The following is a 22,618-nucleotide window of genomic DNA, read 5'->3' as shown; positions in this document are numbered from 1 at the left end:
CATTCATAGATGACACAAAATAAAATCATTTCTGTCATGAGGAAAAGCTGCCTAAGATGGCCTCATGACGCTCTCATCTGCCCGGAAAAATACCGTCGCACTGGCTGCTGTTTGTCTCGCATCGCTGATGTTCGGCCTGGAGATTTCCAGCGTGCCAGTGATATTGACCACTCTCGAAAAAGTACTACATGGCGATTTCAAGGACATGCAATGGATCATGAATGCATACACCATCGCCTGTACGACTGTTCTGATGGCGACGGGAACGCTGGCAGACCGGTTTGGACGGAGGCGTATCTTCGTCATTGGTATCGCCGCGTTTGGTGTCACGTCCCTGCTTTGTGGATTGGCGCAGAGTGCGCCTGTTCTGATCGTCAGCCGGTTTCTTCAAGGGTTGGGAGGCGGCACGATGCTGATCTGTCAGGTGGCCGTGCTCTCCTACCAGTTTCAGGAAGGCAAAGACCGGGTCAAAGCCTTTGGGGCATGGGGAATTATCTTCGGTATCGGTCTGGGTTTTGGACCGATCATCGGCGGCATGATCGTTGCGGTATCGAACTGGCAATGGGTGTTTCTGATCCATGTTCTGCTCTCGGCCATAACTTTGATTCTGGTTTTCAGTGGCGTTCAGGAGTCGCGTGATCCACACGCAGAAAAGCTCGATACCGCGGGCATCATCACGCTTTCCTTGTCTGTTTTTGGATTAGCGTATTTCATTACGCAAGGGCCTGATCTTGGCTTTACCAGCCTGGCTGCTATCAGCATCATGGTTGCTTCGGCGGTAAGCTTCCTCATTTTTCTCTTCGTGGAAAAGAAAAGCTCGCGTCCGATGTTTGATTTTTCGGTGTTCAGGATTCGTAATTTTTCCGGCGCGCTTCTTGGCTCGATGGGCATGAATTTCAGCTTCTGGCCGTTTATGATTTATCTGCCGGTCTTTTTCCAAAGCGCTTTGGGCTATGGCAGCGTAACCGCTGGATTGTCGCTGCTGGCCTATACGTTACCTACTTTGGTGGTTCCTCCAACAGGAGAGCGGCTTGCGCATAAATATCAGCCCGGCATGGTTATTCCTGCTGGCATGTTCACGATTGGGCTGGGTTTCATTTTGATGAAGTTTGGCAGCGGTGCTTCCCATGCCAGCGGACTCACGATGCTTCCCGGCTGTTTGCTGGCTGGTATCGGGCTGGGCTTGACCAATACTCCAGTGACGAATACGACTACAGGCTCGGTTCCGAGCACGCGCGCCGGTATGGCTTCTGGCATCGACATGAGCGCACGATTGATTACGCTGGCCATCAACATTGCTTTGATGGGATTCATTCTGGTGGAAGGTGTCCTGTCTTACCTGAAGAGCGCTCTTCCTGGGGCCCTGGATTCACTGCGATTACGTTCTCTTGCAGAAAAGATCGCTGCTGGAAATTTTGGTTCTCTCAAGCAAGTATTTCCCGAGCTGTCTTCTTTGGACTCATCTGGAGCTGTCGTTCATGCCGCCCTTGTGCATGGTTTTGGGCTTGTGATGTTGTACGGAGGTATTGGCGCCTGGATTCTGGCTGTTGCCAGCTTTGTGATTTTCGCACCTCTGAAATCCAATCGAGTTGTGCTCGCGGATCATTCTTTCAAAGCGGTTCCTTGTGGTGAACGGCCTTGTGGAGATTGAACTTCTCGTATTCCGTGGAGCTATTTCGGCCGGCTTCGCTTTGCCTTGGCAGCAGCTTTGGGAATATCCAGCTCGGCGTCAGCCTTCAGGTTGTTTTTCGGTAATTCATCGGCGTACTGCATGGACCAGATTGCTCCCGGGCGCATGTACATGCCGGCGCGGTACATGCCGTCTTCGTCATATGCCTCGGGAGTGCGGAAGAAATATCCGCGATCATGCCAGACCACGTTATAGACGCCCTCGGCTGCTTTGAAGGCTTCGTCGCGCATGCCTTCGGAGATCATGTGCGAGGCGACGCCGAAGGTCGTGCCTGTCCAGACTTCGGTGACCTGCGGATTGTCGGTCAGCGGCTCTCCATTTTCGCCGATGCCGTTTACCGCGCCCATCTGTCCGTTGCCGAAGAGCATCACGTTGTAGTTGTACACGCGCCGGAGCGCCGAGAGGCGCATTCTTCTTGGGACAAGGTCGCCTAGTCCCGTCAGGTTCGCGTACCACTGCCCGGCAAGCTGCTCGGCCATGATGTCGGAGCGATACTCGCTTGCGGTGTCGTAGTTGAAGTACATCCCGTTCCAGAGCTTCTTGATGTATGCCGCCTGCGCTTTCCTGAAAAGCGCATCGTAGCTTGCGGCTGATCCGGGATCGCCTACCTTGCGCGCAATTTCAGCAGTGGCCCGCAGTGCTGCAAGATAAAGCCCGCCGCTGTAGGCGCTTTCGCCCTTGGCGATCCAGTCGTCGTAGGTCTGGTCAGGGAAGCCGCCGTTTTCAATCAGGCCGTCGCCGTCCGCATCGTACTGGCGCAGATATTCCATGGCCGTCTTTACCGAGTTCCACGAGTACTGCAGAAAGGGGGTGTCGCTGTTTCCTGTATAGACGTAGTCGCGCCAGATCATCAGCACATACTTGCTGTTCAGGTCGCGCCAGTTGGAGACGTCCTGATAGTTGTACTGGTTCACATTGACGAAGGGATCTTCCTGCGGCGCGCCCAGGTCATGCGGCACAGAGCCCGCCGTCTTCCGCGTCATGGTGGCGATTTTGTGCTCGTGCTGTGTCAGCCAGCTCCAGAGGTATTTCTGTTGATTGCTCTCAGGAACAGTATCTGTGTACTGGCGCATCTCCTGCTTTTCAAGCTCAGGCCAGAAGCGGACGAGAGGGAAAGAGCCATAGAACAGCACATCCAGTGTGCCGTAATAGGGATAGTCGAAGCATTCGAGATAGCTGAAGGTATCGTCGTCCTTTGAGGAAGGATGGCTCGAGTTGCCGATGCCATCGACCTCATGCGCCCACACTGTTCCGCCATCGGCGAGGATGTACATCTCATTGAACAGCTCGCCGCGATACCACAGAGGTTTCGTCTCATCCTCGATGTAAGGCTTCTGCCAGAGATCGATGGCCTTGCTCCAGTCATCGTCAGACTCGAGCGCGGCCTTTGCGATTTGCCATGCATGCGTGCCTTCTGCGTCGAAGAATTTTGTGTAGTGGCGCACCCACTTGCGTCCTCCACCGAAATGAACCAGCGGCAGATCCCAGGCCAATGCCATGGGCACGGTCTTCTTTTCATGCGGAGCAAGCGTGAAGCGCACGGCAATGGCTCCGCCGATCTGCTCGCCGCTGCTGGCGAGTTCGGGCGCGGCATCGGGGAGCCTGCCGTCCGTCGAGAAGGGCTGCCAGACTTCCATGCCCGGGCCTTGCGGATAGTAAGTGGTGAGGTAGGTCACATCCACGTCCGGGCCCGACTTTGTCGCAATGGCAAACTGGCCGTCCCAGTCATTGCGCACCGCCCCCAGGCGCAGACGGTCAAAGACTATGCCCTGCATCGTTCCGCCGGTCATGCTTTCAGAAACGTAGCGGTTCCTGTTCTGGTTGCTGAGAGCCGCGCTGAATCCGGTGGTTCCATCGCGGAACCAGCCGACCATGTTGGTCCATGAGAAAAGCAGGGAAACGGTGACCGGCTTGTCCGAAGGATTTTCCGCGTACCAGTTGTAGATGGCGACCGGGTAGCTCGATTCCTTGTAGTTGTGCGGCAGCAGGGGAGAGAACTGCTCCAGCGTGAGCTTGATGCCCAGCTGCTTCGCGTCATACGCCCACCAGGCCTTCGGATAGAGCGCCGCATACACGCCTGCTCCCGCGGGATAGGACCAGTTCCATCCGGAAAGCGCTCCGTTGAGCGGCTTGCCGGTGGAAAGAGCGACGGCGCGTCCTGCTTCGCCTTCAGGCTGAATGAAGACGGCGAACTGGTCTCCCGGAACGTTCTCATACTTATGGACGCCAGCCTTGATGTGCCAGCGCTCGAAGTTTCCGCGATAGCTGCGGGAAAAAGTGCCTGCTCCGAATCCGCCTACGGGTGCGCCCTGCCAGTAGCCATCATCGATGTTGGTAGGTAGAGTGGGCTTGCGACCGCCAGGATTTGGCGGTGGAAGGCCAATCCCGATTTTCCATGCCGCCTGCGGGATGTGATCGTCAGCATGAAGACTTCGAGAACAAGCCAAAGCAAAAAAAATAAGGCAAATAAAACGTTTCACTAGCAAGCCCGGGGCCCTCCGAACACCGCCATCATATATGCATACCGCATTAATCCCGTGAAGGGGCTACCTATCTTCTGAGTGTTGTAACGGGGGACGTTGTGGATTATGTGTCTCACATTCAGGCGCAATGTGCAAGCAGATGAGAAAATGTGACTGAATGTCCCGCTTCTCTTTTGTAATGGCTGCGCTGCTCGGTCTGGCAATCACCGGCTGCGGATACCATACCGTTCATTCCGCCGCGCATCTTCCTCAAAACGTGCACACCCTTGAAGTGCCCACGTTCGCGAATCACACGCAGTCTTTCCATACGGAAGTCGCTTTCACCAATGCGGTTATCCGCGAGTTCACCAGCCGTACGCCTTACAAAGTGCTGGCCTCGGACAAGCCTGACATTGGTGACGCTGTTCTTGACGGTGCGATCACTGGATTCCAGGTCATTCCGCTGACTTACAACATCCAGACCGGGCAGTCATCGAGCTTTTTGATCACGGTAAACGCCAGCGTCAAGGTGCTGGACCGCGACAAGCGCGTGATTTACGAGAACAAGTCGTACACCTTCCGCCAGCAGTACCAGACGACGCAGGACCTGGTCAGCTTTATTCAGGAAGACCCCGCGGCTGTTCAGCGACTCTCCCGTGACTTTGCGCAGGCGCTGGTCTCCGATATTCTGGAGTCCTTCTGATGGATTACGCTCACAAACAGGAGGCAGCCTAAATGGGAGCAGGCTTCGCCTCCACGGACAGGTTTCTGGCTGAAGTCCGCGGCAACAAGCTGCGCGCGGGTTATGTTCTCATCGGCGATGAGATTTTTCTTTATGAACGCTGCCGCCGCGCTGTGCTGGACGCCTTTGTGCCCGCCGACCTGCGCGACTTCTGCCTCTCGGAGATCGATCTTGCCGAGACCAGCATCTTTGAAGCGCTCGACCGAGCGCAGACACCCTCGCTCATGGCGCCCTTTCAGGTGCTCTTCATCCGCAACCTGAAGCAGCTTTACACGCGCGGCGCCAAGAAAGAGGAATTCGCCGCCATCGACGGCTATTTCCGCTCGCCGAACCCGCAGGCAATGCTCATCTTCGTTGCTGACCATATCCGCATCCCCTCCGATCCGCGCCGCATGGATATGGAGGACAAGAACCGCTACGAGCGCATCCGCGAGACACTGGGCGACCACTGCGGCATCGTAGAACTGGCCCGCGTGGATGAAGCCGACGCGCTGCGCTGGCTTTTATCGGAGGCGGAGAAGCAGCAGGTCAAACTAGAGCAGGATGCGGCCCGCGAGCTGGTCGATGCGCTGGGCGCGGACATGATGCTTATCGCGGGCGAATTTGAAAAGCTCGTCCTCTACGCGGGACTGAAAAAGCAGGTCACGCTGGGCGATGTCGAGACCATGGTGCTTGCCGCCAAGCAGCGTTCGCTCTATGAGCTGACCGATGCGATTTCCGCCAAAGACAAGCAGCGCGCTCTCGCACTGCTTGAAGGGCTGCTCAATGCTTCTGATGGGGGCGAAGACTCGGCCATCGGGCATCTTTATATGCTGGCGCGCACCTTCCGCCAGATGCTGGTGATTCTCGAAAAGAACGTCCGCGACTCGCGCGCGATCTGGCAGGCATTGTGGCAGGGCTTCCGCATGCCGCCTTTCGCTGCCGAAGACCTCATCCGGCAGGCGCGCCGCTACAAATCCAGACGCGAACTCACGCGCGCCCTGCGCCTCATCGCCCGCGCCGATCTGGAGCTGCGCTCGCAGCCTCCCGATAAGAAGCTCGTGCTCGAGCGCCTGGTGATGGATCTGGCGAGCGAGCCCAAGGTCGTGCCTGTGGGTGCGGATGCCGTGCAGTATGCGATGGAATTATAGGTAGTTCGATGAGTTACAAATACACCGTAATTTACGAAACCTCAGAAAACGGCAGTGTCAGCGCATACGCGCCTGATCTTCCTACGATTCTTGTATCCGGGCGAACGCTCCCGGAAGCTCGCAAGCGGATCGTCGAAGGGATTCAGATTTATATCGAAGAAATGACCGCTCTCGGTCTGGATCTTCCTGAGACACACACGTACTCTGATGTAGTTGAGATTCCTGCTTAGAAGAAAAAAGGCCCGGAAGCGAATGCTTCCGGGCCTTTTTGTTTCAGCAGCAGCCGTCGCTGCAGCATGATTTGTCCGCGCAGCACTGGCTGGCGCAGCAGTCGTCGCAGCTGCCGGTGGTGCAGATGGCGCAACAGCCATCCTTTACGGTCAGCGCCGCGGCGGTCATCGTCCACATCGAAGCGACGAGCAGCGCCGCCAGCATCCATACTTTGGTTTTCATAGATTCCTCTCAAGGTTGAGAAAGCCAATAGGTTCCCATGCGCGTTGAGAAATGCGCATGGCAGAACAGGCAGCTTGAGAGTATTTCTAAGTTCGCATATCCATCTTCAAATCGAAGACGTCACGCTCGTATGGAACCGGCTTGAGCAGTTCGCGCTGATTTTCTGCAGTTCGCGGAAGAGGCGGCAGTGCAACTACCGAGATGCAGCAGGCCGCGTTGCATACGCCATCTTTTTTCGCCGTAGGGATAGAGTCCGGTGAAGGCGCAGGCGTTTCGCAACACTTCTCCGCCGACTGGCGCGCTGCGGGTGCAGCCGGCAGAGGACAACAAGCCGGCACAGAATGATGCGCCAGCCGCTTGCAGAACAACGCTGGAAGATTCTGAAGCGCGGAAGCCCCGGCTGCATAATCCCATGCCGCCGTGGCAAAGAGCAGGCAGAATGCGATCAGGCGCATTCCCTGTGAGTAGCTGCGCTTCATGAAGGCATTATAGCGCTGCAGCACCCCGGCAAAGATCGGGTTCCAGTCGCTTTGTCGCCTCATGGAAACGTCCTGTCTCAACCTGGGCTGCACTGACGAGAGCGAAAGCTACAGTTCTGTCATGCGATTGTGGACGCTTCCTGCCCTGACCCTGCTTCTTTTTTCTGTTCATTACGTCAATGCCCAGCAGACAATTCCGTCCGGCCCGGATGGATTCACCTTTACCGGCGAATGGGATTGCAGAGGACAATTTATCAATGGGAAGCCGCACCATTCGCACTATTCTGTAGAACCGATCCTTGGCGGAGCATGGCTGCAGCTTTCAGAAGCCGACATCGAGCCCTCCGGATATCTCAGCCGCTATCTTGTTCGCTATGACCCGGCGCAGAAGCTCTACATCAATGAGGACATCAACAACTTTGGCTACGCGCGCTACACCAGTCCGGGCTGGCAGGATGCGAAGCTCATCTTCACCAGCACCGAGGCGCACTATGCGCAGCCCTTGCCGGAAAACCGTTTCGTCTACACGGTCACCGGAACGAAGGCCTTCGATGTTTCCTGGGAATCGCGCAAAGCGAAAGATGGCGAGTTTCAGTCATCCGACGTTCTGCATTGCACGCAGACAACAAAGGCGCCGGAAACTCCGGCGCCTTCGAAGTGATTCATATCGGACGAATCGTTCGTCGCATTCTCCTCAGGCTCGTCCCGACAATGATCCTGGCGCAGTAGATTTCAAATGAAAGTGAGTCCTGGCAAATCGCATGGAGCGCACAGCGGCATTGTGCGACGCGACCTTTCCCTGGATTGCCAGAAAGGAAAGATCGTCTGCAAAGCTTTTGCGATGGTACATGATTCCCATGCCGCCATGGCTCAGCACTTTGGAAAAGATGTATCTGTCTTGCTGCTCCTGCAGAAAATCTTCAATAGCGGTGAGAACTCCGTTACGTGCGCCGCCTTCGTGCGTAGCTTTTGTATATTCCCGATAGCTTCCGTCATCATTGGGTATTCCGCCCTGGACCTTTTCGTCCATATCATGGCGGTACTCCTCCGGGATCAATTCAGGCTGGTAATACATATCCCGGCGCGCCCAGGGCCATTCCGTGTCGTGGAAGAAAACGATGCCGCCCTTACTGAGAAGATTTCTCTCCGAAATCAATTTCAGTTCGTGATAAACGGTATACCAGTTATGATCGCCATCGATGATGATGCAGTCGTATGCGTCATGGAGCGTAGGCAGTATCTCAAGGCTTGTACCTTGTTTCACTCGCACGCTTAGATGGCGCTGGGCGTACTTTTCAGTAAGCGAGCAATCCAGACAAGGATCGATGACTGTTACTACGGCATTGGGGACCTCAGCCAGAAGGTCCGTGCTTCCACCAAAACTCGCGCCGATTTCACACACGCGCGTCCACTTGCGGCGTTTCAGAAGAGGAACTACAAAGTTCTTGGTGAAGTAGAGCATGCAGGACAGTCGTCTCCATTCTTCTCAATTCGCACTTCTCTGACTTTGCTACTGCCTCTATTTCCAGAGTCGCTCAGGGATTGATTCGTTTCGCGTCTCAGTTCTTTAGTGGAAGAACGCCCAATTTGGGGAAAATATATCCCGACTTCACAGTCTTTTCAAGGAGGCCCTCTCTTTTAGAGAAGGCCACTCCTGGAATAAAACAGGTTCGGTTACTGGGACGATTTGTCTTCCATCAGGAAGGCGTAAACAAATCCGCCTGCCACGCCGCCAAGAATCGGGGCGACCCAGAAGAGCCACAGCTGCTGCAGAGGCCACCAGTATCCGGCAAAGATTGCCGGGCCGGTGCTGCGTGCCGGGTTTACCGATGTATTGGTAATCGGAATGCTGATGAGGTGGATCAGCGTGAGGCAGAGGCCGATCGCGATCGGAGCAAGGCCCGCAGGAGCGCGCTTGTCCGTCGAGCCCATGATGACCCACACAAAGAAGCCCGTCAGCACAAACTCGGCCACGAAGCAGGCCAGCAGACTATATCCGCCGGGCGAGTGCGCGCCAAAGCCGTTCGAGGCAAAGCTGCTGGTGGCAGCGTCAAACGAAGGGTTGCCGGTGACGATGAGGTAGAGCACCGCCGCTGCGGCAATGCCTCCCAGCACCTGGGCGATGATGTAGGCAGGCAGGTCCTTTACCGGGAAGCGCTTGCCCGCGACAAGCCCGCAGGAAATGGCAGGGTTAAGATGACAACCGGAGATGTGGCCAATGGCAAACGCCATGGTCAGCACCGTTAAACCGAAGGCAAAAGCTACACCGAGAAAGCCGATCCCCAGTTCAGGGAAGGCTGCTGAAACTAAAGCTGCTCCGCAACCACCGAAGACCAGCCAGAAGGTTCCCAGAAACTCCGCAATCGAACGCCGAATCAATGACGACACAGACGAATCCTCCTTGCACAACGAGTTCTGAATCCGCCCAAGACGTTAGCACAGAAGCATTTACAAAAGCGAACCTGAATTTCTGCGCAGGAATGGTTTAAGGTTTAGGAATGGTTGTATAAGTATATGAATTAAATGATTTTAGACTCTATTCGACGACAATTTCTTCCACGCCCTTGCCGCCGCTGGTCAGCGTAATGGCCGCGGCCAGGATCAGTCCGCCGCCAAGCCAGGCAAGTGGCCCCAGTCTTTCGCCGAGCAGCTTTACTCCCAGGATCGAGCCCAGGGCTGGCTCGATGTTCAGGAAGACTCCGGCGCGCGAAGCCGGCACGCGGTGGATGCCCATATTCCAGAGCAGCATGGCGCAGGTCGTGCACAGCACTCCGCTCGCCATCAAGGCCAGCCATGCGTGTGTGCTTACGCCATGCACCGGCGGCGGACCATTGCGCAGCAGCACCCACGCGAAGAGCATGGCTGATCCGCTTAACAGGCTCCAGGCGGTGACCTGCAGTGGCGAATTCGTCTGCATCAGGTGTTTATTCAACAGAACCCACGCCAGAGCGATCAGCAGTGAAACCACAACCAGCATGTCGCCGGCCAGTGTCGGCCCATGCTCCGATATAGAATGCCCGCCAAGCACGATCATGGACACACCGGCCGTCGATGCCGCGAGCGCGAGCCAGCCTTTCCAGTCGAGCCTCTCATGCATGAAGATGGATGCCCCTACAGCCAGAATCACTGGCATAGTGCCGACCATCAGCGCAGCATGACTCACTGTAGTTAAAGAGAGCCCGCGGAACTGCAACAAATATTGCAAGGGAATGCCGAAGAAGGAAGCCACCAGCAGCAGCCACCACTCCCGCCGCGTGAACCGCGGACGCCGCAGCACGAACAGCAGAGGAAGGCAGGCAAAGACAAACCGGTAGAAGACCATGTGCGCCACCGGCATCTCGGCCAGCGCAATCTTGCCAAAGAAAAACCCTGTGCCCCAAAGACACCCCGCCAGCGCACACGCCCCATATCCTGTAAGCGCGTGCGCTGGTCTTTCAACGGAGCTGGTTGCAATGGAGGGCATACTTGTACTCATTTTAGGGTGCCGTCGGCATTGTCATCCTGAGGCGTAGCCGAAGGATCTGCTTCTTGTTTCGATAGTCGAGCATCTAGCCAATGCTTGTATTGATGAAAGTTCAAAGGAAAAGCAGGTCCTTCGCTTCGCTCAGGATGACAAACAGGTTGTTCACGCAAAACTGAGAGCGACCAACGGGAGCGCCATCAAAGCCAATGCAGTGAGCAAAGGCAAGAATGGCGCGCAAAGCGCGCGTCCCGCTTGACGCGCAGTCACCAGATGGTGCAGCGGGTGGGAGGAGACATGGGGGAGCCGGTTTTGCAGGCGAAGGCTTTCTGGAATTCCGGCAGGTTGACCACTACTCCGTTTACGCGGAATTCTTCAGGCGAGTGCGGATCGGTCTGCACTCGCAGCCGCAGGTCTTCGGGGCGGTTGTTCTGGCACCAGCCCTGTCCGTAGGCGACAAAGAACTGCTGCGCCGGAGTGAGGCTGCCGTATTCAGCATCGCCTTTTTTCGTGAGGTCGGTGCCGCCCTTTTGCGCACGGTCAAGATAGGCGAGAAAGGCCAGCTTCAGGCCACCCAGGTCGGCGATGTTCTCGCCCAGCGTGAGCTTGCCGTTGACGTGCAGATCGTCGACCGCAACGAAGCCGTCGTATTCTTTCACCACGCAGTCTGCGCGCGAGGTAAATTTCTTTCCGTCTTCAGGAGTCCACCACTCCTTGAGATTGCCCTCCGCATCAAACTGGCGGCCCTGGTCGTCGAAGCCGTGTGTCAGCTCGTGCCCGATCACGCCTCCGGCGTCGCCATAGTTCACCGCATCGTTCTGGCTGGGATCGAAGTACGGCGGCTGCAGAATGCCGGCAGGGAAGTTGATGTCATTCATCTGCGGATTGTAGTAGGCGTTCACGGTAGGCGGCGTCATGCCCCACTCCCCGCGATCAACCGGCTTGCCGATCTTGTTGATCTGCCGCTTCACCTCGAATGCAGTTGCGCGCTCCGCATTCCCGAGCGCATCTCCGCGGACGACGTTCAGGTTCGAGTAATCACGCCACTTGTCGGGATAGCCGATTTTGTTGGCGACGGCATGCAGCTTTTCCTTCGCGCGCGTCTTGGTGGCGTCGCTCATCCAGTCGAGATGGTCGATGTCGCCGCCCATTGCGGCTTCGATATCGTGCGTCAGCTCCAGCGTGCGCTGCTTGTCCTGTGGGCTGAAGCGCTGCGCGACATAGACCTGCCCCAGCGCCTCGCCCAGCGCACGGTCTGTCAGACGGACGCAGCGCTTCCAGCGCGGCTGCTGTTCCGGCTGGCCCTGCAGGATCTTTCCGTAGAAATTGAACCATTCATCATCGAGCGCCAGCGGCAGCGCTGTTCCCGGCGTCTGCCGGATCGCTGCCCAGCGCAGATAAGCCTTGATCGATTCAAGATCGGCTGAGGCCAGAACCTGGTTCAGTCCGGTAAAGAATCCGGGTTCAGTGACATTGAGCGATTCCACCGGCGGCGTGTCCAGCGCACGCAGATAGCGCGCAAAGGCGAAATTTGGTGTGCCGCTTTCGAACCTGGTGAGCGTCTGTTTGTGGTAGAGTGCCTGCGGGTCGCGCCGCTCCACGTTGGTGAGAGAGCTTTTTGCCAGCTCCGTTTCGATTTTCAGGACGGTATCGGCATCTTTCGCTGCCTGTGCCTTCGGTTCGCCAAGCAGCTCAAATGTGCGTGCCACGTGCTCCTTGTACTGGTCGCGCAATTTTACGGATTTCTCATCGGTGCGGTCGTAATAGCCTTTTTCCGGAAGCCCAAGCTCGGCCTGGTCGAATTCAGCAATCTCCTGTGTTGCGTCCTTGAAATCCTGGTCGCTGCCGAAACCAAAGAAGCTGCCAATGCCGATGCTGTCGAGATAGGCCGTGAGTTCCGGCAGATCGTTCTTCGACTTGAGCGCGGCAATGCGATCGAGCACCGGCTGGACCGGCTTCAGGCCGGCTTGATTGATTGCGTTGGTATCGATGCAGGATGCATAGTAGTCGCCGATCTTCTGCTCATTCGCGGTGCGCTCCGAGCCGCCCGCCGCAGCTTTTTCCAGAATCGACTTCAGAACGAGACGGTTCTGGTTTTCGAGCTCTGTGCCCCGTCCGTACGAGGATTCGTCAGAAGGAATCGGATTCTGCTTTAGCCATCCGCCGCAGGAGTACTGGTAGAAGTTCACGCAGGGATCGACGCTGGTATCCATCAGTGCAGGGTCCAGTGCTTTGAGTTTTTTCGGTGTTTCCGTCGCGCTCTGCGCTGAAGATATGAGAGAGCCGGCAACGAGCAGGCTGGAAAGCAAAGAAATACGGGTCAGGTTCATACAGGCCCTCGTAGAATACAGCTTCTGGCTTTTTTCGCTATCACAAACATACGCCAGGGATGGTCATGCGGTTCACACTTTGTAGGAAAATGGTGAGAATGAGGTATGGGGTGAAGAAGCGCGCGCGCGTTCAGGTATTGGTGCCGTTTCTGGGTGCCCTCCTGTGCGTTCCGCTCCATGCCGCCGGTCCCAGGCAGAACCTTCCCGACCCGAAGCCCGACCAGCGCATCCCCGTCGAGCCGCTGGGATATGCTGCGCCGAGCTCGTTCTATCTCACGGCACGGCTGTCTTCCATTTCTCTTGATTTCATAGATAACGACCACCTGCTGTTCACGTTCCGGCATACCGGCCTGATGAAACGCTCCCCGGATTCGCAGCCGAATGATGAAGACCAGGCCATCCGCGCCGATGTGCTCGAGCTGCCGAGCGGCAAAGTGCTCAGCAAAGCCGAGTGGCGCATGCACGACCATGCCCGGTACCTCTGGCGTCTTGCCGACGGACGATTCCTGGTGCGCCAGCGCAGCACGCTCTTTACCACCGACGACACCCTCCAGCTGCATCCCTTCATCAAAAGCGACGCGCCGCTCGAGTCGGTGCAGATTTCGCCCGACCGCAAGCTGATCGTCCTCGAGGCAGAAGGGAATCCTGAGACTCCCCAGGCGCTGGCCAGCGCATCCGGCTATCTCGGCGATTCGGCGCCTGACGCAAAGCCGGTGCAGATATACATCATGCATGCCGACAACCGCGCTGTGATTGCGCGCGCGGAAACGCTTAACGCAGTCGATATCCCCATGATGGGCGAAGGGCATCTGCAGGCGATCGCCGGCAACCGCGACAAGTGGCTCATCCGCTATCTTCCCTTCAAGGGCGAACCGCGCGAGCTCACCGAAATGGAGTCATTCTGCCATCCATCACAGGAGACGGTCAGCCACGATGTCGCGCTGATCTTTGCCTGTCCGCGCTCCGGCAACGATCACCTGGTCAGCGCCGTGAATCTCGATGGCAAGGTTCTCTGGCAGCAGAACTGGGAAGGCCGCTATATCTGGCCGACCTTCCAGCTCACACAAGATGGAAGCCGCTTCGCATACAGCTCTCTGCAGGTCTCGCACCCCATCGGCGTCATGGATCCCATCGATGAGTCATCCATCGTGAACCAGATGGTCGGCGTCTTCGATACAGCCACAGGCCAGCTGCGGCTGGCGAAGAATGCAAACCCCATCCTGAGCGCCGGCCAGAATTATGCGCTCTCTCCGGATGGCTCGCGCTTTGCGATTCTGCGCGAAGGCGCGATTGAGATTTATGATTTGCCCCCGGTTGCCGGGGCTACGCATTAAAATTTACCGTCAGATTCGATATGCTCGTTATCAGGGCTCATGTTGCGGGGAAGTATTAACGATTCCAGCTACCGACGACTTGTCAAATAAAGGCCTATTCCAAATGCTATGGTAAGTAGTAAAAGTACACTTGGCGAATGAAGAAGAGCATTCCACCCGTTGGCCTCAGCTCCCAGCCGTGTTTTTTTCCATTACCTTGTTCTGTGAGGCTATCCGCCAAACTCCATAACATAAAATCCCAATCCACATGATCGTCGCCGCAATAATCCCGCCCAGCAATACCCTCGGAAAGACGAGCCACTCTCTCCACATTTATCTTCTCCGTTTCCGCCGATCTTATTGCTTTTTGCAGATACCGAGTGAAGGGTCTAATACAGTATGAATCCCACTGAAGGCAGCTAGAAACATACGCACTACTCCCCAAAGCTTCTTCATGTACCCCCCGTACTATAAGCTCGTAATAAGAGCATAGGAGCGGAAGCACTGTATGTCTGTCGATGCCTTATTAGCGAGACGGAATCTCCATGGATTGAGCGGCTTTTATCAGCACCAACATGATTGCAATAAGCAGCAGTATCCAGAATAAGACTGTATTCAATGGAATGCCGTGGTGACGCCAAGCAATCTCCCAGTGTATAGAGGGAATATATTTAATGATCGCTGCTATAGCGCCGCAAATAATAGCTATTGTGATGATTCTCATATCTTTCATCTGCATGGGTAAGGTGCTGGCGGACCATTTTTGTATTGAATAATTCCCAGAGGCCAACACCCCCCGGGTCGCGTGTAAAGTTGAAACTCCTCGGCCCAATTAAAAGGCTCGCTGCCAAAGTAATTCTGCTCGCCACAGGTGGCATTTTGATTACCATTGGGACAGCTAAGTGTATAAGTTGCAGTCCCATCTGCATTCACGGTACTTATAGCATAGGTTGTAACTGCGATCCTAGCTGTAAAATTTACAAAATCTGCGAAGTCAACAAAATTAGGAACAGATGCCACTCCTATCCCCACAGGACAACTATCCGGAGATGGGCAGTAATTGAAAGGGGAGGACGGGTTAGTCTGAGGTGGCCCAAAGCCCACGAGAAACCATTGATTAGGGTCGATATCAGACCAGGTATCCAGAGTTTCGAGTGATGGATATTTGTAATAAATCTGAGTCGGGGGCCTCGTACAGTGGACATCCACCTCGACCGCAAATTGCACATTAACAGTCGAACCATCAGCAGGAATCTGTATGGGCTGTCCAGTACGGACATAATCGACAGCCTTTCCGAGGGCGGCTGCTGGACCAGACACCCAATTTGCATCTCCAGTTAACTGTATTTTCGGCCCTAGATTACAAACTGGACGCCAGCCTTCTACCCAGTCATCCACATCATCGGTTCCTGTTACTTCAGCAGTTGGAGTTACGGTCGCACTGCCGTCGGAATTGTAAGTCGTGGAATAGGAGTAGTACGCAGAATATGCGCCATTCTGAGCCAGCGCGACCGCAGCCGCAAATACAAACGAGATGAAGCAGAGCGGTCTGAAGAAATGTCTCATTGCGCGCTCCTGACTCCAACGATCATGTTGGACTTCTCCGATTGGATAAAAGCATCCAGTCTGGCGAGTCCTTCTTTCGTCAGTCGAACTGCTAGTAGGCTATGTGTAGTTTGAACAAGGGTTGAAAGCGACTGTCTAAACCCGGCAATTTCCTGACGTGAATCTTCAATGCTTGCAGATGCGCTTGAATCTATGAATTTATTGTGCGTCTGGACCAGATAATCATATTGCTGTCGGAATTCTCTGAGAATCTGGTCATAAACTTCATGATCTTCAGGTGCTAAGCCGAGATTTACATGGAACTGCTCACTACGTGCAATCTCTTCGGTGTTGCGAAATGAGACTGCATAAGGAAAACAGCGCGGTATGCAGCATCGTTTGGGACCAATTCAGGATGATGCCGTCCGTCGATGCGGGTTGCATTTTGTGCAAACCCACTGAAGGCAGCTAAAAACATAGGCCCTGCTACCCAAAGCTTCTTCATATAGCTCTCCCTTACTCGAAGCTCGTTAATGAGAACCCAGGCGTGGGAGCACATATCACTGCCAATAAAAAAAATGCTGAGGAATTTGGAGGGCGATTATTACTACAGTAATAAAATATTTGCCATATTAGAACGCCTACAGCTTAAATAACTCCCGCAGCCTGCGCGTCTGTGCGCGGCTTACCGGAATCTCGGTCTGCTTTTTGTCATCCATGCGCAGCTGGTAGCTGCTCTTGAACCATGGCACCACTTCCTTGATGTGGTTGATATTCACGACGTAGGACCGGTGCGCCCGCCAGAAGGTCAGAGGGTCCAGCAGATCGAGCAGTTCTTCGAGCGTGCGGCACTTTGACTGGCCTTCAAGCGCGGGCGTCACCACCGTGATCACGCCTTCGTCTATCGACGCGAAACAGATGTCCTTCTGGTCTACAAGAAGCAGACGGCTCTGTGCCTGAAGCACAATCTTGCCGCTGTGGCGGTGCTGCTGCTGTTGCTCAATCAGCCTGAGCAGCGCGTTCAGCCGGTCATCGTCTCCCGTGTCGTTTACCTTGTCCAGCGCAGTTCCAGCCTCGTGTCCGTGGACTTCGTTCAGCCGCAGGCGCGCCCGCTCGATGGCCTGCAGAACGCGAGCCTTGTCGAACGGCTTCAGCAGATAATCAATGGCATTTACATCGAATGCCTTGACGGCATACTGATCGTAGGCCGTGGCGAAGATGATCTGTGGCAGGTGCTCGCTCTCTTCATGTTCGAGAAGCTTCTTGAGCACCGCGAAGCCATCCAGCCCCGGCATCTGCACATCGAGAAAAACAACGTCAGGCTGGTGCGTGCGGATCAGCTCAACAGCCTCAACGCCGTTCGTTCCCTGCGCCAGCACTTCCACGCTGCCCGTCGTGTCGAGCAGGTACTTCAGCTCCTCGCGCGCGAGCTCTTCGTCATCGATAATGAGCGCAGTCATAGCCATAAGACCAAACTCCAAGTATAAAGGAGGACTAGCCGTCCAGGCACACGCGCGCTTTGCGCGCCATTCCCGGCTGGGCCTGATGGCTTTGCTTTCCTTTTCGCTCCCGTTGGTCGCTGTGTCCATGGCCAGTTGAAACTGGATAATTGCCGGTGTGCTTCCGCTGCTGTTATAAGTGCAAAATCGTGAATTCGATGCGCCATGCACTACATCTGTAGTGTCTGTTCCGAAAACAATGTGATTGTCTCGGCGCCTGTATTGAGGTGGATATGCCAGATACTTCATCGACCGACAAGACACGCAAGAATGTAGCAGGCCAATCCTGGAAGTGAAAAAAGAGTGCGGACAATGTGAAATCGAACCCAACTGGAGCGAATAAGTGTCCAGTCATCGGGCGGCCTTTGAATGGACCAGCTTGCGATCTGTTTGTTGATTCGGACGTTTGTGGACAAGGCAATTGCCAGGACTGCGGCATAACAGACAGATCCGGTAATGACCAATTTGCCGGTGAGCGAATGAATCCCTGGAGAAAGAATCGCGAGCACAACACCGCCCAATAATGCACCCGCCACCACGATCGGCATGTAGGGATCGAACGTGTGGTTGGTGGCCTGATGGAATTCAACATAGGCCGATTTCGACAGGCGAGACATTGCGCGTCCAAGCCCTATCCAGTTGACCATCAGTCCACCGGTGGCTAATGCCGCGAAGAAGACGACGACTAGTTGTAATGATTGTTCCATATAGGAATAAACACCCAACGTGGCCGCTTTATTCCTGACAGGCTGCCTCATGCACCGCGTCTTTATCGAAGCTGGTTGGTCGTCCCATCTTTCCATTTCAGGTTTTCCATACATTTGCTTGCCACTCTTGATAAGCAAAGAGCGAGAAAACAGTAATGCCAAAACAGGCAACAAACAAGCGACCAACGGGAGCGAAAAGGAAAGCCAACAACCAGGCCGGGCCGGGAATGGCGCGCGAAAGCGCGCGTGTGCCTGGACGGCTAGTCCTGGAACGCGTGGAGACGGGCGGGGCGGTTGTCGGAGGTGAGGTTATGTCCGCAGTGCACGCAGAAGACATCGGTGATGCGCACGCTGCGGTAGCAATTTCCGCAGGAAGCGGAGATGTGGTAAGAGCACTGCGGGCAGAAGTGGTACTCACTCTCTACGCGCGTTCCGCAGGCAGGGCAGAGGGCAATGAGCGGCTGACGCAGCAGGAAATAAAGCACGGCGCCGATGCCTCCAGGCATCACCAGGCAGATAATCATCCAGATGCGCGCGCTCATTCCGCGCCGCGGCGAGTCATTGCTGACATAACCCACCATCAGCATGTACAACGAAGCCAGCAGTCCCCAGGAGATGGCGAGATAGAGGCGCACTCCAATGGGAGGCCCGGGATGATGGCGCTCATGCGGAAAGACCACCCAGAACAGGTACTCCATCACCACGAAGGCCAGTATGGCAGCAGCTACTGACCAGCGGGGGATCAGCTGCAGCTCTCCTGAGAAGGTGCCTTCTTCACGGATTAGGTCGTTTGTTCGCATGTTCAGTTACCGCTTTTTCGCATGGTTCAGCTACCGGCGGCCGTGCCGTCCGAAGCGCCAGGACTCCTGGTCCCGGAAGATGACCAGGAGCACGCCGCAGACTGTAGTGAACAGCAACAGCACCAGCGCCATGATCATGCCCGGCAGCTCAAAGAACTGCTCGCCGCCAAGGTAGTCATCAATCGTGGTCCAGATGGCCGGAGTAAGCAGCGTGGCCAGAACACCGATCGTGAGCACGACTACCGCCACGTTGCGGCGGCTGCGCGCGCGCTGCTCGCGCATTTCGTTTGCCGCTTCGAGCACGATGCGCCGCGTGCGCTGCACGGCGGCCATGCTGGCGTTGGTATCAGTGCCAGCGAGCATTTCAAGAATCTGTGGATCGGAAGTACGCTGGGGATCAGGAGTCCGCTGTGTCTTCATAGCGCTGCCTCCTGTTTGGCGGTAATAGCTTCAAGCTTCGGCTTCAGCGACGCGAGTCCGCGATACAGCCGCGACTTCACCGTGGAGAGAGGCGCGCTGGTAACGTGCGCAATCTCTTCCAGAGAGAGTTCCTCGTGGAAGCGAAGCACGAGCACCTCGCGGTGCAGGGCATCCAGGGTCAGCAGCAACTCGGCAACGACCCGGCTGTTCTCATAGCTCTGGTAAAGGTCAAAGGGATTCGGCTCGTCGCCTGCAACTTCAAACGGGCGGTCATCGTTGCCGCCTTCGCACAGCTCCTCGAGGCTCAGCATGGTGCGCTTGCGCCGCAGGTCGATCACCAGGTTGCGGGCGATGGTAAAGAGCCACGTCTCGAAGCGCGCGTTGCCGTTGTATTGCTCGCCGCGTACCAGTACGCGCATCCAGGTTTCCTGGAAGAGATCTTCCGCCATATCGCGGCTTCCGGTGAGATAGAGCAGGTACCGCAGCAGACGATGCTGGTACTGTACGATCAGCTCATCGAGCAGACCAGCGTCATGGCGCTTCAGTCCCTGTGCAATCAGGGCATTTTCTTCGCGCGCCTGCGAGGTCAGGCTGAGGGAGGCAGTGCTCATTCCACTATTTGAGACGGAGGATGTTTTGCCGAAGACTCGCTTCGTCAAAATATTTTCGAGCTTCTTGAGTGGACTCATACGCCAGTTGACAGTTCTTTGTGATTAGTTTTCAAGCAGACGACCGGGGACCAGCGGCTAAGAACTAGAAACTTCCTTTATTATCCGGCACGTAACGGGGCCGCGGCAAGCGATAAACTGGAGAGATGGAAGTTCTCTACGGCCTGCATCCTGTGGAAGAAGCCTTGCGGGCCGGCAGCCGTAAATTTGACCACGTCGCCATTGCCCGCGAGCGTACCCGCGACCATGTGGATCAGCGCCTTCAGCGCATCATTGACCTGTGCCGCCAGGCGGGCATCCGCCTCCGCTTCGAGCCGCGCGAGCACCTGACGCGGCTGGCCAACAATCCCGGGCACCAGGGTGTGGTTGCCGTGGTGCGGGCGAAGGCCATGATCGATCTCGAAGATATTCTGGACCGGCCGGCAAAAAACGGCTCGGCCAGGCTCCTGCTCGCGCTTGATGGCGTGGAAGACCCCCAGAACCTCGGCGCGCTGCTGCGCTCTGCCGACGGAGCAGGCGCGGACGGCGTCATCCTCACCGAGCGCCGCTCAGCGCCGCTCAGCCCGGTAGCCGTCAAGGCCTCTGCCGGAGCAGCCGAGCATGTGCTCCTCGCGCGGGTCGTAAACCTGAGCCGGGCCCTCGAGCAGCTCAAGGAGAACGATCTGTGGTGCGTGGGGCTCGACGAGCGCGGCACCATGTCTTACGACGAGTTCGATTTCACGTCTAACTGCGTGGTGGTTCTCGGGCGCGAAGGAGCAGGACTGCACGACCTGGTACGCCGCCACTGCGATCACCTGCTGCGCATCCCCATGGCCGGCAAAGTGGCGTCGCTCAACGTATCGGTCGCCGGCGCGGTGGTGCTGTACGAGGCAGCGCGGCAGCGGCGGACAGAGAAGACGAAAGCCGCTCCGCCGGCAAAGAAGAAAGAGCAAAAAGGTTTAGGTTCATGACCAAGGTAGGCGAGGGTTTTAACCCTCGCAAGCAAGTTGTTCTGGCAGTATTGCTGTGCGCAGTAACAGCACTGGCGCAGCAGACCCCCAATCCAACCCCGCCTCCTCCTGAGAGCCACGGCAAGGTGATCTTTTCGCGCTCTGTGGATGACGCGCAGCAGGCCGCACCTGCCTCTGAAAAGCAGCAGGCCGCGGTAAAGATCACCGATACCGAGCGCGGAGCCGTCGTATTCACGAAATACGACCTGAACATCCATCTTCAACTCCACCAGCAGTCGATCGCCGCTCAGGCGCGCGTTACCGTGCGCAACGAGAGCGACCAGCCACTCGCGCACCTGCCGCTGCAGCTGTCGTCGTCGCTGCATTTTGAAACTATTGCGGCAGATGGCCAGAAACTGTCATTCACGCAGCAGCTCATCAACAGCGATGCCGACCACACCGGCCAGCTCCAGGAAGCGGTCGTCGATCTGCCCAAGCCGCTCGCGCCAAAGTCAGAGCTTGGGTTCGACATAGGTTACAGCGGTGAAATCACGCCTTCCGCCAAACGCCTGGAGCACATCGGCACGCCTCCGGACATCGCGCAGCAGTCTGACTGGGACCAGATCAGCGAAGACTTCACCGGGCTGCGCGGTTTTGGCGATATGGTCTGGTATCCGGTAGCTTCGGTTCCGTATCTGCTGGGAGATGGAGCGAAGCTGTTTACTGAAATAGGCCGCCAGAAACTGCGCCAGCAGGAGGCGCGCGTTGCTGTTCGCGTCACCGCCGAATACACCGGTGCAGCCCCTAATGCCGCCGCCATCAATGGGCAGTTCATTCCTGTGCCCGCTCCGCAGGTCACACCCACGGCATCGTTTCCGGGAGTAGTCACATTCGCATTGACGGAGCAGCGCCTCGGTTTCGGCGCATTGAGCCTGTTTCTCGCCTCGCGCACAGTGCATGAAGCGAATGGCCTGCGCGTCCTCTCGACCGGCAACGATGAGCCAAACGCGCAGGGTTACCAGACAGCGGCCACCATGGCGCAGGATCTCGCCGAGCAGTGGCTGGGCAGGCAGAAAGAGCCTCTGACTATCTTTGACCTTCCCGAAACCGAGGACGCTTCTTTCGAGCAGGGCGCAGTCATAGCAACCGGCCTCAGGGCAATCGATGCACTGAAACTTGTTCCCGCTGTGGCTCACGGACTGGCACACGCACGTTTTCAATCGCCGCGCGTATGGCTCAACGAGGGTGTGGCAAATTTTGTAACTACGCTCTGGATCGAGCAGAACAAGGGCCGCGAGACGGCGCTCGAATACATGGAGTCCTCTCGCGGGGCGCTTGCGCTCACCGAGCCCTCAAGTCCAGGTGCAGAGCCAGGCCAGCCGCTCATCTCTGCATTCGATGCCGTCTACTACCGCAGCAAGGCGACGTACGTTTTGTGGATGCTGCGCGACCTTGCCGGAGACAAGGCCTTGTCCGCCGCACTGCGCAGCTACAATCCCGCGCAGGATACCTCTCCGGAGTACTTCGAGCATCTGGTCGAGCAGGCGAGCGGCAAGGACCTGAAGTGGTTCTTCGACGACTGGGTCTATCACGACAAGGGACTGCCCGATCTCTCGATCTCAGGCGTCTTTCCCAACACAACATCGCAGCCGGGACAGTACCTGGTAGCCATCGATCTTGCCAACGATGGCTATGCGACAGCAGACGTTCCCATCACCATTCACACGCGCTCGGGAACGCAGAACGAGCGCACGCAAATTCCAGCGCGCTCCAAAGTGACGCGCCGCATCCTGGTACAGGGGCTGCCGACTGAAGTGATCCTGAATGACGGCGTGGTGCCTGAGGTGCAGGCCAGCGTCCACAAGAAGGAAATTACGATCACTGGCGGGAACTGATGCTACGGAAGTAGTTCTTAGTTGCTGGTCCCCGGTTCTTACCGACAACCGGCAACTATTTTAAGAAGGAAGAAGGAGCCAATTTTAAGAAGAAGG

General features: G+C 56.4%; 22 protein-coding genes. 8 read left to right on the top strand and 14 right to left on the bottom strand.

Annotated features, from left to right (window positions below; translation table 11 throughout):
* Positions 1-64 precede the first annotated feature (64 nt).
* Positions 65-1,651: an MFS transporter gene (locus tag AC5S16_RS10120; protein WP_493929937.1), complete on the top strand. Its 1,587-nt coding sequence runs from the start codon at positions 65-67 to the stop codon at positions 1,649-1,651.
* A 20-nt stretch (positions 1,652-1,671) separates the two neighbouring features.
* Here the strand turns inward: AC5S16_RS10120 and AC5S16_RS10115 are convergent, their stop codons facing one another.
* Complete coding sequence (locus tag AC5S16_RS10115; protein ID WP_493930218.1) at positions 1,672-4,170, bottom strand: GH116 family glycosyl hydrolase; 2,499 nt, start codon at positions 4,168-4,170, stop codon at positions 1,672-1,674.
* Between the two features lie 160 nt (positions 4,171-4,330).
* Between AC5S16_RS10115 and lptE the strand changes: the two genes are divergently transcribed.
* Genes lptE through AC5S16_RS10100 form a run of 3 tightly spaced genes read left to right on the top strand, consistent with a single transcriptional unit; the run spans position 4,331 to position 6,254 of the window.
* Positions 4,331-4,855, top strand: a complete 525-nt coding sequence (lptE, locus tag AC5S16_RS10110; RefSeq protein WP_493929936.1) for an LPS assembly lipoprotein LptE — start codon at positions 4,331-4,333, stop codon at positions 4,853-4,855.
* A gap of 32 nt (positions 4,856-4,887) precedes the next feature.
* Positions 4,888-6,024 (top strand): DNA polymerase III subunit delta, encoded by a 1,137-nt coding sequence (holA, locus tag AC5S16_RS10105; RefSeq protein WP_493929935.1) that lies wholly within the window; start codon positions 4,888-4,890, stop codon positions 6,022-6,024.
* Positions 6,025-6,032: 8 nt separating this feature from the next.
* Positions 6,033-6,254, top strand: a complete 222-nt coding sequence (locus tag AC5S16_RS10100) for a type II toxin-antitoxin system HicB family antitoxin (protein ID WP_493929934.1) — start codon at positions 6,033-6,035, stop codon at positions 6,252-6,254.
* Here the strand turns inward: AC5S16_RS10100 and AC5S16_RS10095 are convergent.
* Together AC5S16_RS10095 and AC5S16_RS10090 are read right to left on the bottom strand one after the other, a co-directional pair.
* Positions 6,251-6,463 carry a hypothetical protein gene (locus tag AC5S16_RS10095; protein ID WP_493929933.1) on the bottom strand — a complete coding sequence of 71 codons (213 nt, stop codon included), beginning with the start codon at positions 6,461-6,463 and terminating at the stop codon, positions 6,251-6,253. The genes AC5S16_RS10100 and AC5S16_RS10095 overlap by 4 nt on opposite strands.
* Positions 6,464-6,563: 100 nt before the next feature.
* Entirely contained in the window at positions 6,564-7,019 is a 456-nt protein-coding gene (locus AC5S16_RS10090; RefSeq protein ID WP_493929932.1) for a hypothetical protein, read from the bottom strand.
* On the opposite strand from AC5S16_RS10090, the gene AC5S16_RS10085 reads away from it, so the two are divergent.
* Positions 7,018-7,617 (top strand): hypothetical protein, encoded by a 600-nt coding sequence (locus AC5S16_RS10085; protein ID WP_493929931.1) that lies wholly within the window; start codon positions 7,018-7,020, stop codon positions 7,615-7,617. The two genes, AC5S16_RS10090 and AC5S16_RS10085, sit on opposite strands and share 2 nt — an antisense overlap.
* A gap of 33 nt (positions 7,618-7,650) precedes the next feature.
* Here the strand turns inward: AC5S16_RS10085 and AC5S16_RS10080 are convergent, their stop codons facing one another.
* From AC5S16_RS10080 to AC5S16_RS10065, 4 genes are all read right to left on the bottom strand, one after another.
* On the bottom strand, positions 7,651-8,418 hold the full coding sequence (locus AC5S16_RS10080; protein ID WP_493929930.1) for a class I SAM-dependent methyltransferase: 768 nt from the start codon (positions 8,416-8,418) through the stop codon (positions 7,651-7,653).
* A gap of 212 nt (positions 8,419-8,630) precedes the next feature.
* Positions 8,631-9,344 carry an aquaporin Z gene (gene aqpZ / locus AC5S16_RS10075; protein ID WP_493929929.1) on the bottom strand — a complete coding sequence of 238 codons (714 nt, stop codon included), beginning with the start codon at positions 9,342-9,344 and terminating at the stop codon, positions 8,631-8,633.
* A gap of 148 nt (positions 9,345-9,492) precedes the next feature.
* Positions 9,493-10,419, bottom strand: a complete 927-nt coding sequence (locus AC5S16_RS10070) for a DMT family transporter (RefSeq protein WP_493929928.1) — start codon at positions 10,417-10,419, stop codon at positions 9,493-9,495.
* Positions 10,420-10,682: 263 nt separating this feature from the next.
* Entirely contained in the window at positions 10,683-12,746 is a 2,064-nt protein-coding gene (locus AC5S16_RS10065) for a M13 family metallopeptidase (RefSeq protein ID WP_493929927.1), read from the bottom strand.
* Positions 12,747-12,856: 110 nt separating this feature from the next.
* Here AC5S16_RS10065 and AC5S16_RS10060 point away from each other — a divergent pair, with 110 nt between their 5' ends.
* On the top strand, positions 12,857-14,080 hold the full coding sequence (locus AC5S16_RS10060; RefSeq protein ID WP_493929926.1) for a hypothetical protein: 1,224 nt from the start codon (positions 12,857-12,859) through the stop codon (positions 14,078-14,080).
* 505 nt (positions 14,081-14,585) lie between these two features.
* Here the strand turns inward: AC5S16_RS10060 and AC5S16_RS10055 are convergent.
* From AC5S16_RS10055 to AC5S16_RS10025, 7 genes are all read right to left on the bottom strand, one after another.
* Entirely contained in the window at positions 14,586-14,783 is a 198-nt protein-coding gene (locus AC5S16_RS10055; protein WP_493929925.1) for a hypothetical protein, read from the bottom strand.
* A gap of 5 nt (positions 14,784-14,788) precedes the next feature.
* Positions 14,789-15,625, bottom strand: a complete 837-nt coding sequence (locus tag AC5S16_RS10050) for a hypothetical protein (protein ID WP_493929924.1) — start codon at positions 15,623-15,625, stop codon at positions 14,789-14,791.
* Positions 15,626-16,245: 620 nt separating this feature from the next.
* A complete protein-coding gene (locus AC5S16_RS10045) occupies positions 16,246-17,070 on the bottom strand; it encodes a LytR/AlgR family response regulator transcription factor (RefSeq protein ID WP_493929923.1) in 825 nt (274 codons plus the stop codon).
* A 278-nt stretch (positions 17,071-17,348) separates the two neighbouring features.
* The gene (locus AC5S16_RS10040) at positions 17,349-17,861 is read right to left on the bottom strand and encodes an anthrone oxygenase family protein (RefSeq protein ID WP_493929922.1); all 513 of its coding nucleotides are present in this window, start codon (positions 17,859-17,861) and stop codon (positions 17,349-17,351) included.
* A 209-nt stretch (positions 17,862-18,070) separates the two neighbouring features.
* Positions 18,071-18,610 carry a zinc ribbon domain-containing protein gene (locus AC5S16_RS10035; protein ID WP_493929921.1) on the bottom strand — a complete coding sequence of 180 codons (540 nt, stop codon included), beginning with the start codon at positions 18,608-18,610 and terminating at the stop codon, positions 18,071-18,073.
* 30 nt (positions 18,611-18,640) lie between these two features.
* Positions 18,641-19,030: a hypothetical protein gene (locus AC5S16_RS10030; RefSeq protein WP_493929920.1), complete on the bottom strand. Its 390-nt coding sequence runs from the start codon at positions 19,028-19,030 to the stop codon at positions 18,641-18,643.
* Positions 19,027-19,719 (bottom strand): RNA polymerase sigma factor, encoded by a 693-nt coding sequence (locus AC5S16_RS10025; protein WP_493929919.1) that lies wholly within the window; start codon positions 19,717-19,719, stop codon positions 19,027-19,029. The genes AC5S16_RS10030 and AC5S16_RS10025 overlap by 4 nt, the downstream gene beginning before the upstream one ends.
* Before the next feature lie 125 nt (positions 19,720-19,844).
* On the opposite strand from AC5S16_RS10025, the gene rlmB reads away from it, so the two are divergent.
* Both rlmB and AC5S16_RS10015 read left to right on the top strand, forming a co-directional pair.
* Complete coding sequence (gene rlmB / locus AC5S16_RS10020; RefSeq protein WP_493929918.1) at positions 19,845-20,648, top strand: 23S rRNA (guanosine(2251)-2'-O)-methyltransferase RlmB; 804 nt, start codon at positions 19,845-19,847, stop codon at positions 20,646-20,648.
* Positions 20,645-22,522, top strand: a complete 1,878-nt coding sequence (locus AC5S16_RS10015) for a M1 family aminopeptidase (RefSeq protein ID WP_493929917.1) — start codon at positions 20,645-20,647, stop codon at positions 22,520-22,522. The genes rlmB and AC5S16_RS10015 overlap by 4 nt, the downstream gene beginning before the upstream one ends.
* Positions 22,523-22,618 lie beyond the last annotated feature (96 nt).

The organism is Acidobacterium sp. FHG110202_01, assembly GCF_059115305.1.
Note: the sequence above shows the minus strand (reverse complement) of the source record. Positions and strands in the feature narration are given on the sequence as shown.

Bases quoted from the DNA above. Each gene is read 5' to 3' on its own strand.
- AC5S16_RS10120 (WP_493929937.1), top strand. From the start codon at position 65: ATGACGCTCTCATCTGCCCGGAAAAATACCGTCGCACTGGCTGCTGTT.
- lptE (WP_493929936.1), top strand. From the start codon at position 4,331: ATGTCCCGCTTCTCTTTTGTAATGGCTGCGCTGCTCGGTCTGGCAATC.
- holA (WP_493929935.1), top strand. From the start codon at position 4,888: ATGGGAGCAGGCTTCGCCTCCACGGACAGGTTTCTGGCTGAAGTCCGC.
- AC5S16_RS10100 (WP_493929934.1), top strand. From the start codon at position 6,033: ATGAGTTACAAATACACCGTAATTTACGAAACCTCAGAAAACGGCAGT.
- AC5S16_RS10095 (WP_493929933.1), bottom strand. From the start codon at position 6,463: ATGGATGCTGGCGGCGCTGCTCGTCGCTTCGATGTGGACGATGACCGC.
- AC5S16_RS10085 (WP_493929931.1), top strand. From the start codon at position 7,018: ATGGAAACGTCCTGTCTCAACCTGGGCTGCACTGACGAGAGCGAAAGC.
- AC5S16_RS10090 (WP_493929932.1), bottom strand. From the start codon at position 7,019: ATGAGGCGACAAAGCGACTGGAACCCGATCTTTGCCGGGGTGCTGCAG.
- AC5S16_RS10080 (WP_493929930.1), bottom strand. From the start codon at position 8,418: ATGCTCTACTTCACCAAGAACTTTGTAGTTCCTCTTCTGAAACGCCGC.
- AC5S16_RS10070 (WP_493929928.1), bottom strand. From the start codon at position 10,419: ATGCCCTCCATTGCAACCAGCTCCGTTGAAAGACCAGCGCACGCGCTT.
- AC5S16_RS10065 (WP_493929927.1), bottom strand. From the start codon at position 12,746: ATGAACCTGACCCGTATTTCTTTGCTTTCCAGCCTGCTCGTTGCCGGC.
- AC5S16_RS10055 (WP_493929925.1), bottom strand. From the start codon at position 14,783: ATGAGAATCATCACAATAGCTATTATTTGCGGCGCTATAGCAGCGATC.
- AC5S16_RS10050 (WP_493929924.1), bottom strand. From the start codon at position 15,625: ATGAGACATTTCTTCAGACCGCTCTGCTTCATCTCGTTTGTATTTGCG.
- AC5S16_RS10045 (WP_493929923.1), bottom strand. From the start codon at position 17,070: ATGGCTATGACTGCGCTCATTATCGATGACGAAGAGCTCGCGCGCGAG.
- AC5S16_RS10040 (WP_493929922.1), bottom strand. From the start codon at position 17,861: ATGAGGCAGCCTGTCAGGAATAAAGCGGCCACGTTGGGTGTTTATTCC.
- AC5S16_RS10035 (WP_493929921.1), bottom strand. From the start codon at position 18,610: ATGCGAACAAACGACCTAATCCGTGAAGAAGGCACCTTCTCAGGAGAG.
- AC5S16_RS10030 (WP_493929920.1), bottom strand. From the start codon at position 19,030: ATGAAGACACAGCGGACTCCTGATCCCCAGCGTACTTCCGATCCACAG.
- AC5S16_RS10025 (WP_493929919.1), bottom strand. From the start codon at position 19,719: ATGAGTCCACTCAAGAAGCTCGAAAATATTTTGACGAAGCGAGTCTTC.
- rlmB (WP_493929918.1), top strand. From the start codon at position 19,845: ATGGAAGTTCTCTACGGCCTGCATCCTGTGGAAGAAGCCTTGCGGGCC.
- AC5S16_RS10015 (WP_493929917.1), top strand. From the start codon at position 20,645: ATGACCAAGGTAGGCGAGGGTTTTAACCCTCGCAAGCAAGTTGTTCTG.